Source organism: Litchfieldia stipae (assembly GCF_014837155.1).
GTDB lineage: Bacteria > Bacillota > Bacilli > Bacillales > Bacillaceae_L > Litchfieldia.
Genome location: NZ_JACYHA010000009.1, coordinates 121,447 through 142,356, shown reverse-complemented (window position 1 = coordinate 142,356; position 20,910 = coordinate 121,447). Strand labels below are relative to the sequence as shown.

Sequence of the window (20,910 nt, the reverse complement as noted above, 5' to 3'; positions counted from 1 at the left end):
GTTACAAAGGAGCGATTTATAAATGGGTAAATATTTTGGAACGGATGGAGTAAGAGGGATAGCAAATAGTGAGCTTACTCCAGAGTTAGCATTTAAAGTTGGACGCTATGGCGGTTATATATTAACGAAGGATAAGAATAGACCTAAGGTATTGATTGGGAGAGATACACGAATTTCAGGTCATATGCTAGAGGGTGCTTTAGTAGCAGGCCTTCTATCAATTGGAGCTGAGGTTATGCGTCTAGGTGTCATCTCAACACCAGGTGTTGCTTATTTAACAAAGGCGTTAGGAGCAGAAGCGGGTGTAATGATTTCTGCTTCTCATAACCCAGTAGCAGACAATGGGATTAAATTCTTTGGTTCAGATGGATTTAAACTTTCTGATGATCAAGAAAAAGAAATCGAAGAATTACTTGATCAAGAAGAGGATCAACTTCCAAGACCAGTTGGAGCTGACTTAGGTCAAGTGAATGACTATTTTGAAGGTGGACAAAAGTATCTTCAATTCCTTAAGCAAACAGTGGATGAAGATTTCTCAGGTATCCATGTGGCTCTAGATTGCGCACATGGTGCAACGTCATCATTAGCGACTCACTTATTTGCTGATTTAGATGCAGATGTTTCAACAATTGGTAGCTCACCAAATGGGTTAAATATCAATGATGGAGTGGGCTCTACTCATCCAGAAACCTTAGCTGCATTTGTGAAAGAAAAGGAAGCTGATGTAGGCTTAGCTTTCGATGGAGATGGAGATCGTTTAATCGCAATCGATGAAAATGGTGAGATTGTTGATGGTGATCAAATCATGTTTATTTGTGCAAAGTACATGAAGGAATATGGTCGCCTAAAGCATCAAACAGTTGTATCGACAGTCATGAGTAATCTTGGTTTCTATAAGGCAGTTGAAGCTGCAGAGATTCAAACTGCGCAAACAGCTGTTGGTGACCGATACGTTGTAGAAGAAATGAGAGCAAATGGCTATAATCTTGGAGGAGAGCAATCAGGCCATATTATCTTCCTTGATTACAATACGACAGGTGACGGACTTTTATCAGGCTTACAATTAATTAACATTATGAAATTAACGAAGAAGCCACTATCACAGCTAGCGGGTGAAATGAAGAAGTTCCCACAAAAATTAGTGAATGTAAAGGTAACTGATAAACATCATGTGATGGACAATGAAAAAATAAAAGCCATCATTGAAGAAGTCGAAGCTGAAATGAATGGAGACGGACGTATCCTAGTAAGAGCATCAGGTACAGAGCCACTTGTTCGTGTCATGGCAGAAGCTCCTACAACAGAGCAATGTGAAGACTATGTTTCACGTATTGTTGAAGTAGTAAAAGCAGAGATGGGCTTAAATGAATAATCATTAAAACAATATGCATAGGGGTGCACATTCTTGCTCCCTATGCATATATTAATATAGATTGATTAGTGAATTAATCATGACGATCGACATATCATTATTGACGATTTGAAAAAAAGTGTTAATATAGGTGATGTGTCTTTATTTTGGAATAGAAAGAGAGGGTAGAGGGAAATTAATTATAAATTAAAGCGCCTGAACTAGACTGGCCAATTGATTGGCAGCTAGTTGACGAGGAGGAGGGTTATCGAATGTTCGGCGGATACCTCCCGGTTGAAAACAATCACGACCGTAATTTCTTCTTTAAAAGCATGGAGGCAACTCTTTGTACAAAGAGAAGGATATGATTGATATAACTGAAAAATACTAAGGGGGCAAGAGGTCCCCTGACTTTCTTGCCTCTATTTACTAGGAGGGCATATTAAATGTGCGGAATTGTTGGTTATATTGGTCAAAATGATACAAAGGAAATTTTACTAAAGGGACTTGAGAAGCTTGAATACCGTGGGTACGACTCAGCTGGAATCGCGGTAATGAACGAAAACGGTGTACACGTATTTAAAGAAAAAGGCCGTATTGCTGTTCTTCGTGAATCAGTGGATTCAAGTGTAGAAGCATCTGTTGGAATCGGACATACAAGATGGGCAACACATGGTGTTCCAAGTCAAGTAAACGCACATCCACACCAAAGTAACACTAAGCGATTCACCCTTGTGCATAATGGAGTAATTGAGAATTACTCATTGCTTAAGCGCGAGTATTTGAACGGTGTTGAGTTAAAAAGTGAAACAGATACGGAAGTCGTTGTTCAATTAATTGAGAAATTCGTGAACGAAGGCAAAGAAATTGAAGAAGCATTCCGTTACACGTTAGGCCTACTAAAGGGCTCATATGCAATCGCCCTATTAGATAAAGAAAATACAGAAACAATCTATGTAGCTAAGAATAAGAGTCCATTACTAGTTGGTCTTGGAGATAACTTCAATGTCGTAGCAAGTGATGCAATGGCAATGCTACAAGTTACAAATCAATATGTTGAATTAATGGATAAAGAGATTGTTATTGTGAAGATGGAATCTGTAACAATCAAGAACCTAAAAGGTGAAGTAATTGTGCGTGCACCTTATACTGCAGAACTTGATGCTAGTGATATTGAAAAGGGTACGTACCCTCACTACATGCTAAAAGAAATCGATGAGCAGCCACTAGTTATGCGCAAAATTATTCAACAGTATCAGGATGATAAAGGTGAATTAACAATTAGTGACGATGTGGTTCAAGCAGTAAATGAAGCAGATCGCATCTATATCATTGCAGCGGGTACTAGTTACCATGCAGGATTAGTCGGAAAGCAATTCATTGAAAAAATGGCCCATATTCCTGTAGAAGTTCATGTAGCTAGTGAATTCTCATACAATATGCCACTTCTTTCTGAGAAACCTTTGTTTATCTTTATCTCACAAAGCGGTGAAACAGCAGATAGTCGTTCAGTATTAGTTCAAGTAAAAGAGCGCGGATATAAGGCATTAACGATTACAAATGTTCCAGGTTCAACGCTTTCTCGTGAGGCAGATCATACGTTATTACTTCACGCAGGACCTGAAATTGCAGTTGCATCTACAAAAGCCTATACTGCTCAAATGGCCGTGTTATCGATCTTAGCAGCTGTAGCAGGCAAAGCACGTGGAATTAACCTAGAATTTGATCTTAGCCAAGAGCTAGGGATCATTGCTAATGGAATGGAAGTACTATGTGATGCGAAAGAAGAAATGGAGGAAATTGCTCGCAAATTCCTTTCAACAACACGTAACTGTTTCTTCATCGGTCGCGCAGTTGACTTCTATGTTGGATTAGAAGGTTCATTGAAGCTAAAAGAGATTTCTTATATTCAAGCAGAAGGCTTCGCCGGCGGAGAGCTTAAGCATGGTACAATTGCCCTTATCGAAGAGGGAACTCCAATCATCGCCCTTGCTACTCAAGAGCATGTTAACTTAAGCATCCGTGGAAATGTGAAGGAAGTTGTCGCTCGTGGAGCAAACCCTTGTATCATTTCAATGAAAGGCCTTGAAGAAGAAGACGATCAGTACGTATTACCAGTGGTACATGAACTATTAACACCACTAGTATCCGTCATTCCATTACAACTAATCGCTTACTACGCAGCATTACACCGTGATTGTGACGTTGATAAGCCACGTAACCTTGCAAAATCTGTTACTGTTGAGTAATTAGTGGCTTGGATTGACTATAGTTATGCCCCTGTAACTTTCTCGGTTCGCAAGTAACTTTGTTCTTCCCTGCTGTAACTAAGTTGGTTTCTGAGCGGGAAAAGAACGATGAGAAGAACAGGAGATACAATATGTACTCGGATGGTTTTCAATCATTATTCAATCGGTTTTTTCAATCAAAAATCAATACAAATTCAGGCTGAATCCGATACCAGGGTTCAGTCTTTTTTTATTTCCAATATCCACTCAATCCCTTGTCCAATAAGGATAACAGAAGGAAGAGGGGGAGGAATAAAGAGGAAAAATTCGAGAGGTATTTCGTATAAATCCGTAGGATTTTTCATGCCTTTTCAATATCATTTCATTAGTTTTTCCATTCTTTTATCCTGATTCTTCTCTCCATTACGGGTACCAACTTAGTTACAATGTCCGAATATTCTATACAACCCGAAACGGAAAAAAGAGGGGAAAAACGGGGAGTTTAGGGAAGAACTTAGTTCCATTACATAACGAAGTGAAGAGGGCGTAGAGTCAAGAGGGAGTAGGGTTGAGGGGGATTTGGTGAGGGAAGAGGAAAGTTACAGGGGTATATAGTAGAAGAAAGAAAAATTATGAATCAAGAAAAAGTAGCACCTTTGATTGTTAGTAATAAAACGATGTGTCTTAGTTAAAATAAAGGGGTTGAGCCTTAATTAAACAGGTGAAATTCTGTATAATGGTTATAAATGAAATTAATAATGGAAGATTCCCTTTTTTGTAGTAGTTCTAAAGGGACCTTTTGAAAAAAGAAGATAGAAAATTAAAGGGGTTGGTTCCTTTGCTACTTTACGATGCAATTCATAAAACATTTGATGATTTTGATGAGGTATTTCGTTACCGTATGAATGGAGAGACTGGTACATTAATTGAAACAGATAAAGAACTGAAACAGGGGCAAGTTATTATCTTAAAAGACATAAAAGAGTATGCAATTATTGTGGATAAGATTTGGGGAGAAAATGGACAATGGTATTTTACTCATTTCTCTGCTGAGGATCTTGTTGTTCGAGCAAGAGTTCCTGGAGCAATTAGATCTTTATAGAATAGTAAACAAGTATCTCCCTGTAACTTTCATCCTATCCACCCTACGTAACTTTGTTCTTCTCTGATGGAACTTAGTTAGTTTCCGAGTAAGAAGAGGACGGAAAGAAGAACGGGAGAGAACGCTATGCACCCGGATGGTATTTCAATCACAATCAGGTTTTGCCAAGTCAAAATCAATACAATTCGAGCCGGATCGAATAGCTGGTCAAATCCTTTTATTTGTGTCCTATAATCACTCAAACCCTTACCAATCGTGGATTATGGAGGTGTCCAATCTCATTCTAATTACCTTCCTAATACTATAAATCTAATGGATTTTCAATTCCTATTCAGTGTGTTTCCCACCTGTAAAAATCAAATTTCCTTTTTTTCTCGTGACTCTTGTCTCCATCAAAAATTGAGGGTTCTTAAATAAAAATAACGTTCCCAAACCGAGGGTTTTTCGGTGCTTTTCCCGGCAGACCTTTAGTTTTTTTATTTCCAAAATCGGAAAAATTACCATCGTAATTCAATATCAGTCCAATCCCATTTTTTAATCAAAATCAGTACAAATCCAATCGTTTTTTTATTCCCTATCCTCCAATCCTTTCATTGTAAGGGTTCGGGCTGTCTCAGGTATTGTTTCTGTTGGTTTCCTCACAGTATAAAATAGGAATCCTTTCAAGTGTTTTTCCCAACTCTTTTTGGGACGGAAAACTATTGGGGGTTCATTCGATTTCATCCCAAAAGGAAAGTAAACATTCTAAAATAAGAAAACAGGAATGGTGGTCAAATAAGCCACTGAAACACCGTCTCAGGGTATGAATGTATGTCTTAAACTAGATAAAATAACTAAATAAAAGAAAAATCTCAAAATGTCTTGGGTACCCTAGATTTATTTTGTTCACTTTTGGGTCATACAAAAAAAGCAAGAGCCTTTGCTCCTGCCATCTGGCTTGTTTAGTTGTTGATTTCTAATCACTGCCTGCTGATTATTTTATAAATAATCTTTTCCAACAGATGACCAAAAATCGCTCCAATTACCCCAATAACAAGACCAGTGTAAACTGGGCTAATAAAAATAAATTGAAAAAATAGCCCCATAACCATTCCTGCAACTGATCCGAAAAGCATTCCTGTGAATTTAGCCTTTTTGAGAGGTTCCTTTATCCCATTTTCTCTTAGAGTATCGTTTATGCAAATTGCTTGATTGTATGCTTGCCACATGCCGTAACCCCAAAGGGAAGGATAAAATAATCCCCAATTGTAATGAACAACCTTATGTGCCTGATGCAGCTCCCCTCTGAAAGTATGGTAAATTGCTATATTTAGATTAGAACTGTAATTAATCAAAACCTCCAAAACCATTAAGACAAAACCTATAAAGAGTTGGCCATTGTAAAATTGACCAAATCCAGGTAAAACAAATGACCATAACAAAGCCGACCAAGGGGATTTATATCTATTTTTCATCGTAAATTTCACCCCATATGTCCTTCTACATCAGACTGTATCTTGTTTAACCAATGATTGCTTTTAAAAAAAGGAAGGTGCATGACCTCCCTTTTGAAATCAGCTATTAAGATTAGCTTTGGCTAACTCATCTCTGTCTGATGCAATAGGAGGCTGTTCTAACCATTTATTTTTTATCATGATATTGGAGCCATCCTCAGAATATAATTGGATTTCTACCATTAGTCTGTTATACATTACTCCTATATCCAGTCTGGGACTTTGAGCGATTCCTGTTCCATAATACCCAATACTCAATCCGATTAATGCCGTTGTAAAGAACATCATTAGTTTATCCGAAAAAGTATAAACAGTGCTGTTCGTAATTTCTGTTGCCCATGTTGTGGGAACTGGAAGATAACTTTCTTCAAATTTGGTCCCAAATAATTTAATATGCTTTTTGGCAATTTCAATTCCTCTGACACAGAATTGTTTTACTTGTTTATCCTGAGCAACCTGGCAAAACCCCGCCAAAGTAGCTGCTCCTAAAGCATTTCTTTGAATGTTTGCAAATAGGTTGGATATTTCAGAAGCTACTAATGGTCTTTTTTCACCAAAAATATCCCATACAAAACGCTGTTTTTTCACAAAATCTGCTTTTTCTAAATTTGGCAGATATGGAGATCTTACATAAAGTCCTTTTGACAAAAGCAAGTCTTTCGCCATTTTAAATAATTGCATGGTTTCAGATATACAATTCCTATAGAAATCTGTAATGTCAGCTCTCGTAGACCCTGATAAACTAGCCGAGTAGGTTGTAAGCCCAATCGTAGACATTTGATGAATAAAGTTTAATACATAATTATCGGAATATAATCTAGGTGCAGTTAAATCGACATCTTCCTCTATTTTAAAACCATGTGGGATTGCGTATTTTTCCTCAGTAAAAATAGAAACCAACTTTTCTATATGTTTTTTTGAGAGTTCTAAAGCATATTCGATGACAGGCTTAATCTCTTCATCTTCAGCCTTTTCTAAAAAATATGTAAGAATACATATACTTCCGCTATCGTTCAAATATTGTGACCAAAGTTGTGCAATTTCCACTGATGTTATCCTTATCTGCTTACCATTCTCCATCAATATAATCCTCCGATAATAAGACTTGTTTTCTTTACTTTTCCCGATGTTCCCCCAAGTATGTATAAAGCTAATACTCTTCTCTTCCCAATGCTAAAAAGTTGGTACCCACTGCTTTATAGTTAGTATCCAACGGCAAAGGAAGCGGGGAGAGCAGGGGGCAGATCTTTATGTACTCAATCGTATTTCAATCGGTTTTTTCAATCAAAACTAAATATCAAATCGGGGCTGGGTCCAATAGGACTTCGTCCTTTTTCTTTTTGTTCAATATCCTCACAATCCTTTGTCCCATAAGGGTTTCAATCACCTTTTCACCTTCTTTTCTTTCTATAAAACCTATGTTTTTTGGTATTTGTGTTCGGAGAATCTTCATTTTTTTGAAACATCCAAAATGTGACCTGCTAGGCAACCTTTTAATCCTCTTCCCCAGGTAAAATAAAATCATAAAGTTAAATAAAAGGTAAAAAAACACAAAAAGAATGGAGATGCAAATATGAACTTAATTAACGGATTAAGTCGAAAATATGTTGAAGGTACGGATGCGGAGTATATATACTACAGCAAAAATATGTTAGAGCATAATCTTATTATTGCGGTAGATACATTTGCTTATGAAGATAGTCCTGATGGAAAAGAGTGGAGTGTTGAAACTTGGATAAACGTTCAACACTTTAATGATATTGATGCGTTTACTTTTACAATGTACAGTGGAGATTATTTGCAGGAAATTCAAGTTTATAGAATTGTAAAAGATATTTATGACTTATATTTGGACAATGAATTATCAGACTTTCTCAAGATAATTCATGAATTAAGTGTAGGTTTCCAATCACAATCTTTGCAAAGTAAAAAGGAAAATGCTATAGATGTCAGAAATGGCATTTTATCAGATTTCGAAAAACTTAATTGGTAATAGACTAATGGGGGTTAATCGCCTTCAATCATAAACCAATCGGTTTTTTCAATCAAAGATCAATCAAAATTTGAGGCTGGGTCCATTAGTGATCCAGTCTTTTTCTTTGGCCCATTCTTCCAACCCCTTGTCCAATAAGGATTCATAGCGTGTTCAGTTGTTTTTCATATCGTTTTTCTATACAGATCGAAAGAACAGGGGATAGAAGAAAGATGCTGAGATAAGTGTAAATGGAAAATCAAAATTCAGTTCAATTAGTTTTGTTCATTCGCTCCCCATTCAATCCTTGCCTGGTAAGGGTTCCTATAAACAGTGTAAAAGGAAGAAATATTAGAATGAAAGATAAAAAAATAGTTTTATGTGACTTGCCAGGCAACCTTTTAAACCCCTTCTGCAGATAAAATGAAAACATAGAGTTAAACAAAATGAAAAGAAATGAGGAGATTTAATATGAGTACAAAAAGAGGTATACAAAAAGACAACAATATCAAGGTTGAAGTTAGAACATTAGATGATTTTGGTGACTATATACAGGAGATGATAGACAGAACTCAATTTAATGGAGTAATTCTCAATGACCGAGAGGGTAATCCTATTATTTTTGCAGTAGTAAAGGGTATCAATGAGGATTTAAACAATCACATTTTACAGACTAGAAGGTACTTTTCGTATGAAGAATCATGTAAAATAGCTATCTTAACCAATATGGTCGATATGTTCTTCTATTCGGATTTTGAAATCCCAGGTGTAATGGATGAAACACCGTTTTACAAGATTCATTTTCCATCTTTCACTCAACAAGACGTTGATTTTTTGGAACAGTTTCAACGAGACTATTTTCTGGATCATTTTCAAGATCTTTATGCTAAATGGAAGGAACAATACGTCCTTTAAATGGATCTGTAATTCCTGTTTGTTGCAATAGGACAGAATTAAATTAAGAGATAAAGGTCGACCTCCCCCTTTTACCGGTTTGAGGTCGATTTTTTTCTTAATAGGCCTTAATTATCAATCTTTATTCTTCTGAAAATAAAATTAGGGTTGATTGTATTACTCTAGCTAAATAACAATTTCAGCACCTGAATATAAGCCCTTCTTAATTATATCCCCGTGACTTTCTCGGTTCGCATGTAACGTTGTTCTTCCCTGATGTAACTAAGGTTGGTATGTGAGTCTGGAAAAGAGCGGAGAGAGGAACGGGGAAACAATTTGTATTGGGATGGTTTTTTACTCATTATTTAATCGGTTTTTGCTGAACAAAGATCAATATAAATTCAGGCTGAATCCAATACCAGGGTTTTATGGAAAAAGATAATTGGTTGTAGAGGGGCATATCTATAAAAGGTATGTCTTTTTTTGGGGGAAAACTTTAGATTAGATTAACATTCTAGTAAAATTAGATTATTGATATGTAAAAATTTCTTTTTCGGTTCCGTAAGTCTATTTAAACAGGGGGATTTATTCGATGACGGTAGAAAAAATATTGAACGACTTTTTAGGTTGCATAAATAAGTTTGATAGAGTGGTTATTAAACCAAGTAGTAAAAATCCTAATCGAAGAAATGTGTACGTGGGTACAGCAAAAAAGAGGTGGATACAGATTGATATAAGTGAAACGAACATAAATATTTGCATGGACCATGACCATGGGGATTTAACTGTAAATGATATTTTACTAACAGGAGTTCCTAACGAAAGGTCAAAAGGTAAAAGTGGCTTTGATTTCAAGGTAGATAGTAAAAATTTTGATGCCGTACACTTTACATTTTATGAAAGTGATCCATTTGATTTCGATAGAAAAGAGTTTTTGGACTTCTTGGAAAAGCATTATAGGTCGTATTTAAAACTTGTAAAATTCAGATAGAGGGATTGATTAGCTCTTTTAACGAGGTGAGGTATTATGGGCAAGATAGCTATTATAAAAGATGACTATGATCTGTTAAGGATAGTTCCATTTAACAAATCAGAGGATAAATACGATTTTAAGATTTCAATGTTAAAAAATAAATATGCACTAAGAATTTATCAAACAGGTAAACCAGGGTTTCTTTATTTGACAGAAGACATAGCTGATTGGGAATTCAGTTATCATGGACAGCTCGATGATAAACCTGCAAAGATACATGCTAAGCATATGTCAGAACCTAAACTTTACAAAGATTTCCCTTTAGCAAATTTGATTGATATGAAAATAAATAGTGAATTTCCTCTCCCATTGATGAAAATGGGTGTATGTACTGATGAATCATTTAAGAGGTTTAAAAAGAAGGATAAATATTCGATGCTCGATATGAAGGAGGGCAATGTTGCGGAGTTTTATATACTTAATAATGACTTTGATATGGATAACTTTATGATTAAGTGGGATATATTTCACTTTCTTTTTCTTGTTTTACCGATGGAATATTATAGTAATGGAAAAATGGATTTGAACATATATAAAATGAACTACTTTGCAGATTCAAAAAAGGATACATATTTTACTCAGGGACAGTTTAAAGTTAGTGACGAAATTAGTGTCATGATAAACAGCTATTATGATCCACATGTCGATAGTAAAAAACAGCAATCATATTTATCATTCTTTGAAAATGGCAGTTATCTTAAATATCTATCCAATGTACCAGTTGTATATGAATTTCCAAATGGAAAGAAAACGGTGATAAAACCTGCATATAAGGTACAGTTAGAAAGAAACCATCAAATGTTGGCTGATGAAGAGTTTGATTATTGGAAAACGATTTTCGAAAGGTGGGAGTCGGAATTAAAAAGGGATGGAGTTAGATTGCAAGGTGTAATATTAGAGGCTCACACTGAATAATTTCAATCGAAATTGGAGGCTTTAACATATAAACTAATAGAGTACACTCGGGAAAGGGAATCTTAAAAGGTGTCAATATGATAAAACAATTTTCAAAAGAAGTTATTACCAAATTGAAATATTACGTTTATATTTATTCTGATCCAGAGACGGGTGAGATATTCTATGTGGGAAAAGGAATTGGAAACAGAGTGTTTTCTCATTTAACTGATACCGCAGATACAGCAAAAAGTCGAATGATTAGGCGAATCCTTGATAAAGGACAAGAACCTAAAATAGAAATCCTAATCCATGGTTTAGATGATGAACACACTGCATTAAAGGTTGAAGCAGCAATCATTGATTTACTCGGTAAGGAGAAATTAACTAATAAAGTCCGTGGATGGCAAAGTGGTGTATTTGGAAGGGTTGAAGTTAATCAATTGGTATCTCATTATGAAAGGGAACGAGTCCAGATAGAAGAACCAGTGATTTTAATCCGCTTAAATAGCACGTTCCGTTATGATATGACAGACATTGAGCTTTATGATGCAACGAGGGGTGTCTGGAGAATAGGCGATGATCGGGAAAGAGCTGAATATGCTTTTGCAGTATTTGATGGTATTGTTCATGAGGTTTACAAGATCATTACTTGGTTCCAAGCGGGAAGCACATTCAATACAAGAGGATTATTAGATAAAGAGAACAGATGGGAATTTGTCGGTCAAAAAGCCAATGAAGTGATAAGATCTAAATATATTGGAAAATCAGTTGAGCATTATCTTTCAAGAGGTGCACAAAACCCAATAAAGTACGTAAATATAAAAAATAATGAGAATGAAATATAGATAACTACGTTGAATATATACCTAACTGTACTAACATTTCGAGGTTAAAAAAACCATATTGGTTTAATATTGGTTTATAATTAATTTAAAACCAATATATGGAGGTAAATGTCAATGGATACCATTCAAGAAACCATAAAATTAGCAGGTTTAGGTAGAAAAAAGGCTATGCAAAAACAAATAGAGTTATTTCGAAGTGGTTTGATGGAAGGAGAAAACCTATTAGGAGTAGGAGCATCCAATCCTAAACCAACTGAACAAATCTATGTAACTGACAAAAGGATTATTGTCCATAAAATAGAAGGTATTTTCAAGAATGAAAAGGTAGAAATCCCCTTGTCATCAGTTAGTTCTATTAACACAACTGTCAAGGGACTAGGTGCGAGTATTGCAATTGTGGCTTCCAACAATAAGGCATCTGTAGAAAAATTACATATCCATATCGCACAGGAACTGAAAAGTTTAATTGACTCGTTATTACATTCAAGTTCTAATCAAACAGCTTCCATCAATACTTCTGTCGATGTAGCAGATCAAATAAAGAAATTAGCAGATTTACGTGACGGTGGAATATTAACAGAAGAAGAATTCAACGCTAAAAAGAAACAATTACTTGGTATATAAAAACCAACCTTTAAAGATGCTAAGTTGAAAACTAAACGGAAGAATTAGCGGAGTGTTATGTAATTGCAGTATTGCTACCGATACAGTCCGATTTACTTTCGAGTGTAGTTCAACACAAAACCAATACAATTTGGGGCGGATCCAATCGGAATTCACCCCTTTATCTTTCTACTCAATATTCCTCCCAATCCCTTGTCAAATATGGGTTCAATCGTTTCTTCCTCAAGCCTACTTTTTGTATTATGTTTGCTTTCTCCACCACATCAGGCTTTTCCCAACTTACTTCGCCTTGTTCTTCTGTTCCACCCATCCCAAAATCACCAAACTTCCGATCTTTTCTCTTATCTCTTTCGTTTGCTATTGTTTTTATAAAAAAATATCTATTAAAATAGAATAACGATCATGATCCATCCCATTTTTTTATCATAATTAAATCCAAATCCAGTCGGTTAAGTCCATATGGTATATATCAAGATACTCCAGTGAGGGTTCTGATGGAATAAATTTCAATCCAGTTGGATTCCTTACTGTATAGAATCGGTTCATTTTCTGTGTCTTTCCATTTTTTAGGTTTAATAGAGACGGATTAACCATTCGTTTTTCATTCGGTATTTATCAAGAAGGACGTAATATGACAGAACAAGGGAAAATTGAGATGACTCTTTTAACTTCATAAACACTGATATGTTAAAATGCTAAACGATAGAACTATTACATGGAGGCGAAGCAAATGACATCAATTCAGGACGATTCCAATTCAACATCTAAAAGTGACGAAGCGATTCAAAAGGTAACGGTTGGTGAAAGTAAACCTCACAATGCTCCTATCACACTTCAAGAGTATAATCCACACTGGCCTAAGCTATTCAACAAAGAGGCCAACAGGATTCGCTCCGTACTCGGCAACAAGATATTGCAATTGGAGCATGTTGGATCTACCTCAGTGCCGGGGCTTTGTGCCAAGCCGATCATTGACATTCTATTGGTTGTAAAGGACTCTGCCGATGAATCAACCTATGTCTCTGACTTGGAGGAAGCTGGCTACACTTTGCGTATACGAGAACCCGAGTGGTTTGAGCATCGTCTATTCAAAGGTCCCGATACTGATATTAATCTGCATGTATTTAGCAAAGGAGCGTCTGAGGTGGACCGAATGTTACGCTTCCGCAATTGGCTACGGACCAATAATACTGATCGAGATAAATATGCAGCCGTCAAGCGAAACCTAGCAGGCCGTGAATGGCGACATGTCCAACACTATGCAGATGCCAAAGATTCGATAGTTCAAGAAATTATGGAGAGAGCAAAAGCAATTGAGTAGAACGTGAGATAAGAATATTGGAGCGGTAAAAACAATTATAAAATAATAATGTAACAATTATTTGAAGGAACTTTGTTAGTAAATTATATAAAGTGGAGATGTATGATAATGAAGCAAAACAAATATGATGATGCTGTATTTTTTTCTGAATATAAAAAAATGCCAAGATCAGTCAAAGGGCTTAAAGGTGCAGGAGAATGGCCCGTTTTAAAAGCATTATTGCCAGAGTTTAAAAATAAAAGTGTACTTGACTTGGGATGTGGGTTCGGCTGGCATTGCCGCTATGCTCGAGAACAACATGCAAGTTCTGTTATTGGAGTTGATATATCTGAAAAAATGCTTCAAAAAGCTCATGAAATGACGAGTGATCCTTCAATTTCGTACATTAACATGCCAATTGAAGACATCAATTTTCCAGACTCACAATTTGACGTTATCTTTAGTTCATTGGCTTTTCACTATATTAAATCGTTTGATACAATTTGCAAAAAAGTTTTTGATTGCTTAAAGCCTGGGGGTTTATTTGTTTTTTCGGTGGAACATCCAATTTTTACTTCTCGAAACGAACAAGATTGGTATTATGATGAAAAAGGAAAACGTCTTCACTGGCCAGTGGATAATTATCAAACAGAAGGATTGCGTGAAACAACCTTCCTAACTGAAAATGTAATTAAATATCACCGTACAGTTTCAACTTACATAAATGATTTAATTCATGCTGGTTTTAAAATAAACGCAGTCAAGGAATCTATGGCTACTGAAGAAATGGTAAAGAATGATCCAGGGATGAAAGATGAAAACAGAAGACCCATGTTTTTAATCATTTCAGTAGAAAAGCAATAGTAATAGTTTACTAAATAAAAAGTACACCAATATAAATCTCAGAACAGTAATTTTCTGAGATTTCTTCGTATACGTCACATAAACAACTATTCAACAAATTGGAGGATTAATACAATGAGAAGTGAACAAGAAATGATGAATTTGCTCATTAGTTTTGCTAAGAACGATAATCGAATTCGCTTGGTAACTTTGGAGGGTTCACGTGCAAACAAAAACATTCCCAGAGATACATTCCAAGATTATGATATTTCTTATTTTGTAACAGATATGGAATCCTTCAAGAAGGATGATGAATGGCTGAATGTTTTTGGGGAGCGTTTGATCATGCAAAAGCCAGAAGACATGGAGCTTTTTCCGCCAGAGTTAGGTGGGTGGTTTTCTTATCTAATGCTATTTGAAGATAGAAATCGGATAGATTTGAAACTTATTCCGATTAATGAAGTAGAGAATTATTTTATCAATAGTGACGGTTTAGTTGAAGTTTTGCTTGATAAGGATGAACTTGTCAAAGGTGGAGTAATCCCAAATGACCAAAAGTATTGGATTAAAAGGCCAACTGCAAGAGAGTTTGATGATTGTTGTAATGAATTTTGGTGGGTTTCAACTTATGTAGTAAAGGGATTAGCGAGAAGGGAAATCCTTTTTGCAGTGGATCATTTACATGAGATTGTTAGGTCGAATTTATTAAGAATGATGTCTTGGCAAATAGGATTAGAAAAAGGCTTTAACTTCAGTGTTGGGAAGAATTATAAATATATTAATCACTATCTTCCCAAAGAAGATTGGGATTCATTGCTTACTACTTATGCAGAAAGCGGCTACCCAAACATGTGGCGGTCTTTATTCACTTGTTATGAGTTATTTAGAAAATACTCTAAATCTGCGGCAGAAAGTCTTGGATATAAGTATCCAAATTATGACGAGGCAATCACGAAGTATACGAAAAATATTTATCAGTCATTTGAATGAGTAAAAAAAGGTCAAATATAGGTGAGATAATCAGAAACTAGGTAAAGATGGGGTTTTAGTATAACTAAGAAAAGGAGTCACCAAAGCAACTCCTTAACTAAATTTATTAAGCTACATCATCAATACTTATGGGAGCCAATCAAGGCAGTTATTAGAAAGTTGCTGTAGTTCCTCTATAAAAATACTAGCATGAAATCCATCACAAACCGCATGATGTACCTGTAAAGAAATAGGCAATAATATTTTATCTTCCTGATTAAAGAATTTACCGCTAGTAATTATTGGTAATAAGTAGTCATGATTATTATTTACGTTTAGGTTGAAACCAGTAAAACTCACCCATGGAATACTAGATATAGGAAAGGAATTCTCTGGTACATTTTCTTTTGTGAAAAATCCTTTAACCTCTGCATATTGTTTCATATCGTCTTGGTAGTTTTTATAGAAGATACGAAATTCATCAGAGAATTCGGTCCATATGCTTGAGAATGATTTGTTATCATTATGGAAGATAGTGTAGCTTGGTATCATCTGTTCCCAATAACCCAGAGTACCATCATCGTTAAAACAAGTTCTAAATTCTTTATGAGAATTTACTATTCTAGTGACCATGTAAATAAAGGTTGGATAGAACCCTATCCCTTTGTTACGGAGCTGTTCCAATAACGTTTTTATATCTATATTTGCTGTAATACTAAATGTGCACTTCTGATTTAAGTAATGCTCGAAATACTGCAATCTATCCCATTTTTCTTTTTCAATTAGATTAAATTTCATTTGATTAGCCTCCTAAAAATGTGTTTTTGATTTTTAGGAGGCTAACTTGTCTGCTTTCACCATGAACCTCACCTCATAAATAGTGCTTTAAATAAGATACTAAATCATTTGAAATTCATATTCAACCATTCTAATACACATAAGTATAGCATTTCCCAATATTTAAAGAGCAACCTCAAATTGTGTTAAACTATTTCCGAGTTGATAGTTTTTACTGGAGGGGATAGGATGAATCAGATAAAAAGTATATTAAAAGACTTTTATGACATAGAGATTACTGATGTGTTGCCCCAGCAGGGTGGTTGGGCTTCACTTGCTTATAAAGTATTTAACAAAAATCAAAGTTATTTTTTGAAGGTATATGAAAAAGGGAGAGCTTCCACTCCAAAGTTGACTGCTCTTATTGATCAATATAGTCCTATCTTGGTTTGGCTTATGAACAATAGCAACTTAAATGGGAAAATCACCGTTCCTTTGATAACAAGTAGTGGGGAATATAAATATGAGGATGAGAATTCCATCTATTTGCTTTATGACTATATTGAGGGGGAAACGATTGGTGAGCGAAATTTAACAGACGATCAGGTTCGACAGCTTTCGAAAATGATAACGGAGCTACATTCATTTGGGAATGAGATTCCAGTTGAAACTGCTGCTATAATAGAAGAATTTGAGGTTCCATTTTTACATATGTTGAGACAACTATTGCAAAAAGGGAGAAATGATTTTCCATCTGATTTATGGGAATTGATCCATTCCTACATTCCGCAATTTAATAATCTGATTCACACAGTTGAGGAGCGTTCACAAAACTTGAAAAACTCAAAATTAAGAATGGCCTTATGTCATACAGATTTACACAATTGGAATTTAATGCAGTCGGGACAAGAGCTAATATTAATTGATTGGGAAGGATTGAAACTAGCCCCGCCTGAAGCTGACATGATGTTCTTAGTTGATAAACCCTACTTTAATGAATTTTTAAGTATCTATCAGAAAACCCATAAGGAATTTGAAATTAACCCTCATGCTTTACAGTTTTATCAAGGTAGAAGAAGATTGGAGGATATATGTGAGTTTATTGAACAACTTTTATTTGATGAACAAGATAAGCAAGAGAGGATTATAACAATGAACTATTTACGAGAAGAACTGAATGGAATAAGTAAATAGCTACAAGATATATTAAGTATTTCTTTAGGAGATGAGGATCACTATATGTTAAAAGTGGATAAACCTGCAAAAGTAATTATTTTAAATGGTACTCCAAGATCCGGGAAATCTAGCATTGCCTCTGTAATTCAGAAAACATTTGATGGTGTGTGGATGAACGTTGGGGTAGACCAGTTCATGCAGATGACTCCCGAAAAATATCAACCAGGAATGGGTTTGCGGCCTGGAGGTGAGCGTCCTGACCTTGAACCACTTATCAAAATTATGTATCAATCTATGTTTGAGGCGACCGCACAATTTAGTCGCTTAGGACTAAATGTTGTAATGGATGTAGGTCTTCATGACGGATATTCAGTGCCACTAAGAATTCTTCCAGATTGTATTCATATATTGGATGGACTCCCAGTTTGGTTTGTTGGGGTTCGTTGTCCGCTTGAGATTGTTATGGAACGACGAATAAACACATGGAATGTTGGTTACAACATTGATGGAAAGGTACCAGAACCAGTTGCTTTGTGGCAGCAATTAGTCCATGTTCCTGGTATCTATGACATTGAAGTGGATACCTCGATTCTTAGCCCGGAAGAGTGTTCAAGATTAATTCAACAAAGGCTCGAGGAGCCCCCGACAGCTTTTCAGATCATAAGAAACTCGGAAACTTAATAATCCCTGATAATTTGGTAGTTGCATTTGGGAAATTTTTATACATAGGACTAAATGAGGAGTTGGAAGTTTGATGGTCGTGCAAAGCATTATAAATGAAATAAGCAAAGAACTAAAAGATTTCTCAGGCATCGTTGGAATAGTATTAGGAGGTTCCAGAGCAAGAGGTACAGATCACCCAACTGCTGATATTGACATTGGAATCTATTACGATGAATCGGCAGGTTTTGAAGTAAAAGAGGTTAGTAAAATAGCAACAAAATTGGATGATAATCATAGAGAAGACTTAGTTGCATCATTAGGAGAGTGGGGTGCCTGGATCAATGGAGGCGGATGGCTTGTTGTACAAGGGTACCATGTTGATTTGATATTTCGTGATATTAAAAGGGTATCACAAGTAGTTGATGAATGCTTATCAGGTAAAGTTTCCACCCATTATCATACTGGACATCCACATGCCTATCTAAATGTTATGTATATGGGGGAAATCTCCATTTGCAAAATATTGTTTGAACGTAACAATCAAATTTCAGATTTAAAAGCTAAGACTAGCCCTTATCCAAAACCATTAAAGGATGCCTTAATTGGCTATTTCATGTTTGAAGCATCTTTTTCTTTGATGTTTGCGAAGGACAATGTGGATAAGGATGATGTATCGTATGTAATGGGACACTGCTTCCGAACTATTTCATGTTTAAATCAAGTCTTATTTGCTTTGAATGAAGAATTCTGTATCAATGAGAAAAAAGCTGTCCGAATGATTGAGGGGTACAACAAGAAACCAAAAGATTACAAGTTGAGAATTGATCAGATTTCAACATTCATTTCCTCCAATCCAGATAAAACAAGAGAGGGAGTAACAATGTTACATGACCTTATATCGGAAACGGAAATGATACTATAACAAATTTCGAGTTAAGGGTAAATAACCGCCTCAGATTGTAAAAGCACTATTTACCTTTGACTTTTTGTAAAAGAGAACCTATAATAATTACTATACTTTTAAACGTTAAGGAGGATTATTAAAAAATGACACATTCGATGAGACTACGTTTCCCAACTTTGAACCAGTAATTGAATACGTTCAAAGGCTCTGTTTGTGTATACAGAGTAAACGGGATAAGTCTGTCCTTTTTTAATAATCATCATTCCATATAAGAAAAAGTCATTTGCCTCATACGAGCAGTTTGTCCACCTTTTTGAAGTGGGTACTTACTGTTAGGTTTATGCAGATGAAAATATGTAATGTTGAGGAAGGCTGATTGTTCTGCCTTTCTTTATTTATGTCTAATTTTCTTCCAAATGTAAATAATTTGGTAGGTTTATTTGCTAACGGCTCCTGATAGCCCCTATTAATAAGGATGGGTCTCTTTCCCTTTACTTTCAATCACAGGCAGATGCTTGTGATTTTTTTATTAATTGGAGGTAAGGAAAATGGGAAATGAAAATTGGAAACGAAAATTTATTGCAATATATACAGGGCAGTTCTTTTCATTACTAAGTAGTGCGGCTGTTCAATTTAGTATTATTTGGTGGCTAACAGATACAACGGGTGGCTCGCCACTGGTACTGACACTAGCAGGTCTAGCTGGTTTTTTACCACAAGCATTAGTTGGACCATTTGCAGGCACAATTACGGATCGTTACTCTCGGAAATTGATGATGATTCTAGCAGACATGACTGTCGCACTTGGGAGTTTACTCTTATTTACAACAATGTACTTTAATGAGCCGAGCATTCTATTGGTAATATTTGTCCTAGTCATTCGTTCTCTTGCAACTGCATTTCATATGCCAGCAATGCAAGCATCTGTACCTCTGCTTGCACCTGAAGAGCATCTTACAAAGGTAGCAGGCTGGGGGCAGACAGTAAGTTCTATTTCAAATATTGCAGGACCAGCAGTCGGGATGTCTTTACTTGCAGTTAGCTCACTCGAATGGGTGTTATTGTTAGATGTTTTTGGTGCTGTTATTGCAAGTAGTATTTTACTATTTATTCACATTCCAAGAGTACCGAGAACAGAAGAAAAGGTTTCAAGCAGTTTTATTACCGAAATGAAGGAAGGGTATCATGCGATTGTGAAGCGTCCCGTCGTGTTGAGGTTAACCATTACAGTGACCATTGTAGCTCTTCTTTTTATTCCACTAGGCACTTACTTTCCACTTATGACACGCAATCATTTTGAAAAAGGTGTTGTAGAAGCAGGAATAGTGGAGATTGTTTTTGCTATTGGTTTAATAGTTGGAGGCTCTCTATTAGGTGTTTTAGGAGATCGTTTTAATAAAGTAAAAATGATGGCAACAGGAATGATGTTGATGGGAGCAACTTTATTCATTTCTGGTTTACTCTCACCATCATTTTTCTATGCCTTTATTGTGTTGGCTGGTTTAGTCGGGCTGTCGGGACCATTCTTTTCAGCACCATTTTATGCTCTGATCCAGACAGAAATTGAACCGCAACTACTTGGGAGAGTATTTGGTTTTGTGACCAGTCTCTCGTTACTAGCAACACCGATTGGCTATCTAGTAGCTGGAGTCTTAATTGAATTAACAAGCGTGGCCACGCTGTTTTCATTGACAGGTATATTAATCGTAATTAATGCAGTAATAACAGTGAAGGCAAAATAGGAGGGGAATAGCATGCAATTTTTACTGTTTTTTTGATGCGAGCTTGAACTTTAAATAGAAGCTCGTATCGGTCCTGGCTATCGGTACGAAATCATTA

Annotated in this window: 21 protein-coding genes; 17 read left to right on the top strand and 4 right to left on the bottom strand. The window is 35.8% G+C overall.

Going from position 1 to position 20,910, the window contains the following annotated elements; all coding sequences use genetic code 11:
• Positions 1-22: 22 nt before the first annotated feature.
• From glmM to F7888_RS12525, 3 genes are all read left to right on the top strand, one after another.
• The gene (gene glmM / locus F7888_RS12535) at positions 23-1,372 is read left to right on the top strand and encodes a phosphoglucosamine mutase (RefSeq protein WP_191779973.1); all 1,350 of its coding nucleotides are present in this window, start codon (positions 23-25) and stop codon (positions 1,370-1,372) included.
• 425 nt (positions 1,373-1,797) lie between these two features.
• Positions 1,798-3,600 (top strand): glutamine--fructose-6-phosphate transaminase (isomerizing), encoded by a 1,803-nt coding sequence (glmS, locus tag F7888_RS12530; RefSeq protein ID WP_191779971.1) that lies wholly within the window; start codon positions 1,798-1,800, stop codon positions 3,598-3,600.
• Between the two features lie 817 nt (positions 3,601-4,417).
• A complete protein-coding gene (locus F7888_RS12525; protein WP_191779969.1) occupies positions 4,418-4,681 on the top strand; it encodes a hypothetical protein in 264 nt (87 codons plus the stop codon).
• A gap of 959 nt (positions 4,682-5,640) precedes the next feature.
• On the opposite strand, the gene F7888_RS12520 is transcribed toward F7888_RS12525, so the two are convergent.
• The gene (locus F7888_RS12520; RefSeq protein WP_191779967.1) at positions 5,641-6,135 is read right to left on the bottom strand and encodes a DUF5683 domain-containing protein; all 495 of its coding nucleotides are present in this window, start codon (positions 6,133-6,135) and stop codon (positions 5,641-5,643) included.
• A gap of 99 nt (positions 6,136-6,234) precedes the next feature.
• On the bottom strand, positions 6,235-7,254 hold the full coding sequence (locus tag F7888_RS12515; protein ID WP_191779965.1) for a DUF3231 family protein: 1,020 nt from the start codon (positions 7,252-7,254) through the stop codon (positions 6,235-6,237).
• A 493-nt stretch (positions 7,255-7,747) separates the two neighbouring features.
• Here F7888_RS12515 and F7888_RS12510 point away from each other — a divergent pair, with 493 nt between their 5' ends.
• The 6 genes from F7888_RS12510 (at position 7,748) to F7888_RS12485 (ending at position 12,439) form a co-directional block, all read left to right on the top strand.
• Positions 7,748-8,167, top strand: a complete 420-nt coding sequence (locus tag F7888_RS12510; RefSeq protein WP_191779963.1) for a hypothetical protein — start codon at positions 7,748-7,750, stop codon at positions 8,165-8,167.
• Between the two features lie 450 nt (positions 8,168-8,617).
• A complete protein-coding gene (locus F7888_RS12505) occupies positions 8,618-9,061 on the top strand; it encodes a hypothetical protein (RefSeq protein ID WP_191779961.1) in 444 nt (147 codons plus the stop codon).
• A gap of 571 nt (positions 9,062-9,632) precedes the next feature.
• Positions 9,633-10,031 carry a hypothetical protein gene (locus tag F7888_RS12500; protein WP_191779959.1) on the top strand — a complete coding sequence of 133 codons (399 nt, stop codon included), beginning with the start codon at positions 9,633-9,635 and terminating at the stop codon, positions 10,029-10,031.
• A gap of 36 nt (positions 10,032-10,067) precedes the next feature.
• Complete coding sequence (locus F7888_RS12495; RefSeq protein WP_191779957.1) at positions 10,068-10,988, top strand: hypothetical protein; 921 nt, start codon at positions 10,068-10,070, stop codon at positions 10,986-10,988.
• Between the two features lie 77 nt (positions 10,989-11,065).
• On the top strand, positions 11,066-11,815 hold the full coding sequence (locus F7888_RS12490) for an LEM-3-like GIY-YIG domain-containing protein (protein WP_191779955.1): 750 nt from the start codon (positions 11,066-11,068) through the stop codon (positions 11,813-11,815).
• 114 nt (positions 11,816-11,929) lie between these two features.
• Positions 11,930-12,439 (top strand): SHOCT domain-containing protein, encoded by a 510-nt coding sequence (locus F7888_RS12485; protein ID WP_225228766.1) that lies wholly within the window; start codon positions 11,930-11,932, stop codon positions 12,437-12,439.
• Between the two features lie 172 nt (positions 12,440-12,611).
• Here the strand turns inward: F7888_RS12485 and F7888_RS12480 are convergent, their stop codons facing one another.
• Positions 12,612-12,749, bottom strand: coding sequence for a hypothetical protein (locus F7888_RS12480; RefSeq protein WP_191779953.1), 138 nt, complete (start codon positions 12,747-12,749; stop codon positions 12,612-12,614).
• A gap of 420 nt (positions 12,750-13,169) precedes the next feature.
• Between F7888_RS12480 and F7888_RS12475 the strand changes: the two genes are divergently transcribed.
• From F7888_RS12475 to ant(6), 3 genes are all read left to right on the top strand, one after another.
• Positions 13,170-13,760 carry a GrpB family protein gene (locus F7888_RS12475; protein ID WP_191779951.1) on the top strand — a complete coding sequence of 197 codons (591 nt, stop codon included), beginning with the start codon at positions 13,170-13,172 and terminating at the stop codon, positions 13,758-13,760.
• 108 nt (positions 13,761-13,868) lie between these two features.
• Positions 13,869-14,603 (top strand): class I SAM-dependent methyltransferase, encoded by a 735-nt coding sequence (locus F7888_RS12470; RefSeq protein WP_191779949.1) that lies wholly within the window; start codon positions 13,869-13,871, stop codon positions 14,601-14,603.
• A gap of 114 nt (positions 14,604-14,717) precedes the next feature.
• Positions 14,718-15,572 carry an aminoglycoside 6-adenylyltransferase gene (ant(6), locus tag F7888_RS12465; protein WP_191779947.1) on the top strand — a complete coding sequence of 285 codons (855 nt, stop codon included), beginning with the start codon at positions 14,718-14,720 and terminating at the stop codon, positions 15,570-15,572.
• Positions 15,573-15,698: 126 nt separating this feature from the next.
• Here ant(6) and catA read toward each other — a convergent pair whose 3' ends face one another.
• Complete coding sequence (gene catA, locus F7888_RS12460) at positions 15,699-16,349, bottom strand: type A chloramphenicol O-acetyltransferase (protein ID WP_191779945.1); 651 nt, start codon at positions 16,347-16,349, stop codon at positions 15,699-15,701.
• Between the two features lie 228 nt (positions 16,350-16,577).
• On the opposite strand from catA, the gene F7888_RS12455 reads away from it, so the two are divergent.
• The 5 genes from F7888_RS12455 to F7888_RS12435 all read left to right on the top strand — a co-directional run bounded on the left by F7888_RS12455 (position 16,578) and on the right by F7888_RS12435 (position 20,813).
• Positions 16,578-17,522, top strand: a complete 945-nt coding sequence (locus tag F7888_RS12455) for a phosphotransferase (RefSeq protein ID WP_191779943.1) — start codon at positions 16,578-16,580, stop codon at positions 17,520-17,522.
• A gap of 45 nt (positions 17,523-17,567) precedes the next feature.
• Complete coding sequence (locus F7888_RS12450; protein WP_191779941.1) at positions 17,568-18,185, top strand: chloramphenicol phosphotransferase CPT family protein; 618 nt, start codon at positions 17,568-17,570, stop codon at positions 18,183-18,185.
• 73 nt (positions 18,186-18,258) lie between these two features.
• Positions 18,259-19,089: a nucleotidyltransferase domain-containing protein gene (locus F7888_RS12445; protein ID WP_191779998.1), complete on the top strand. Its 831-nt coding sequence runs from the start codon at positions 18,259-18,261 to the stop codon at positions 19,087-19,089.
• 125 nt (positions 19,090-19,214) lie between these two features.
• Positions 19,215-19,259, top strand: a complete 45-nt coding sequence (locus F7888_RS23065; protein WP_105980607.1) for an erythromycin resistance leader peptide — start codon at positions 19,215-19,217, stop codon at positions 19,257-19,259.
• 360 nt (positions 19,260-19,619) lie between these two features.
• Positions 19,620-20,813 carry an MFS transporter gene (locus F7888_RS12435; protein ID WP_191779939.1) on the top strand — a complete coding sequence of 398 codons (1,194 nt, stop codon included), beginning with the start codon at positions 19,620-19,622 and terminating at the stop codon, positions 20,811-20,813.
• The last annotated feature ends 97 nt before the right edge of the window (positions 20,814-20,910 follow it).

What these genes read in the sequence shown, in the direction of transcription:
- F7888_RS12495 (WP_191779957.1), top strand. Translation starts at nt 10,068, where the DNA reads ATGGGCAAGATAGCTATTATAAAAGATGACTATGATCTGTTAAGGATA.
- F7888_RS12435 (WP_191779939.1), top strand. Translation starts at nt 19,620, where the DNA reads ATGGGAAATGAAAATTGGAAACGAAAATTTATTGCAATATATACAGGG.
- F7888_RS12470 (WP_191779949.1), top strand. Translation starts at nt 13,869, where the DNA reads ATGAAGCAAAACAAATATGATGATGCTGTATTTTTTTCTGAATATAAA.
- F7888_RS12520 (WP_191779967.1), bottom strand. Translation starts at nt 6,135, where the DNA reads ATGAAAAATAGATATAAATCCCCTTGGTCGGCTTTGTTATGGTCATTT.
- F7888_RS12500 (WP_191779959.1), top strand. Translation starts at nt 9,633, where the DNA reads ATGACGGTAGAAAAAATATTGAACGACTTTTTAGGTTGCATAAATAAG.
- F7888_RS12485 (WP_225228766.1), top strand. Translation starts at nt 11,930, where the DNA reads ATGGATACCATTCAAGAAACCATAAAATTAGCAGGTTTAGGTAGAAAA.
- glmM (WP_191779973.1), top strand. Translation starts at nt 23, where the DNA reads ATGGGTAAATATTTTGGAACGGATGGAGTAAGAGGGATAGCAAATAGT.
- F7888_RS12505 (WP_191779961.1), top strand. Translation starts at nt 8,618, where the DNA reads ATGAGTACAAAAAGAGGTATACAAAAAGACAACAATATCAAGGTTGAA.
- F7888_RS12515 (WP_191779965.1), bottom strand. Translation starts at nt 7,254, where the DNA reads ATGGAGAATGGTAAGCAGATAAGGATAACATCAGTGGAAATTGCACAA.
- F7888_RS12490 (WP_191779955.1), top strand. Translation starts at nt 11,066, where the DNA reads ATGATAAAACAATTTTCAAAAGAAGTTATTACCAAATTGAAATATTAC.
- glmS (WP_191779971.1), top strand. Translation starts at nt 1,798, where the DNA reads ATGTGCGGAATTGTTGGTTATATTGGTCAAAATGATACAAAGGAAATT.
- F7888_RS12455 (WP_191779943.1), top strand. Translation starts at nt 16,578, where the DNA reads ATGAATCAGATAAAAAGTATATTAAAAGACTTTTATGACATAGAGATT.
- F7888_RS12450 (WP_191779941.1), top strand. Translation starts at nt 17,568, where the DNA reads ATGTTAAAAGTGGATAAACCTGCAAAAGTAATTATTTTAAATGGTACT.
- F7888_RS12475 (WP_191779951.1), top strand. Translation starts at nt 13,170, where the DNA reads ATGACATCAATTCAGGACGATTCCAATTCAACATCTAAAAGTGACGAA.
- F7888_RS12510 (WP_191779963.1), top strand. Translation starts at nt 7,748, where the DNA reads ATGAACTTAATTAACGGATTAAGTCGAAAATATGTTGAAGGTACGGAT.
- catA (WP_191779945.1), bottom strand. Translation starts at nt 16,349, where the DNA reads ATGAAATTTAATCTAATTGAAAAAGAAAAATGGGATAGATTGCAGTAT.
- F7888_RS12480 (WP_191779953.1), bottom strand. Translation starts at nt 12,749, where the DNA reads ATGGGTGGAACAGAAGAACAAGGCGAAGTAAGTTGGGAAAAGCCTGAT.
- F7888_RS12445 (WP_191779998.1), top strand. Translation starts at nt 18,259, where the DNA reads ATGGTCGTGCAAAGCATTATAAATGAAATAAGCAAAGAACTAAAAGAT.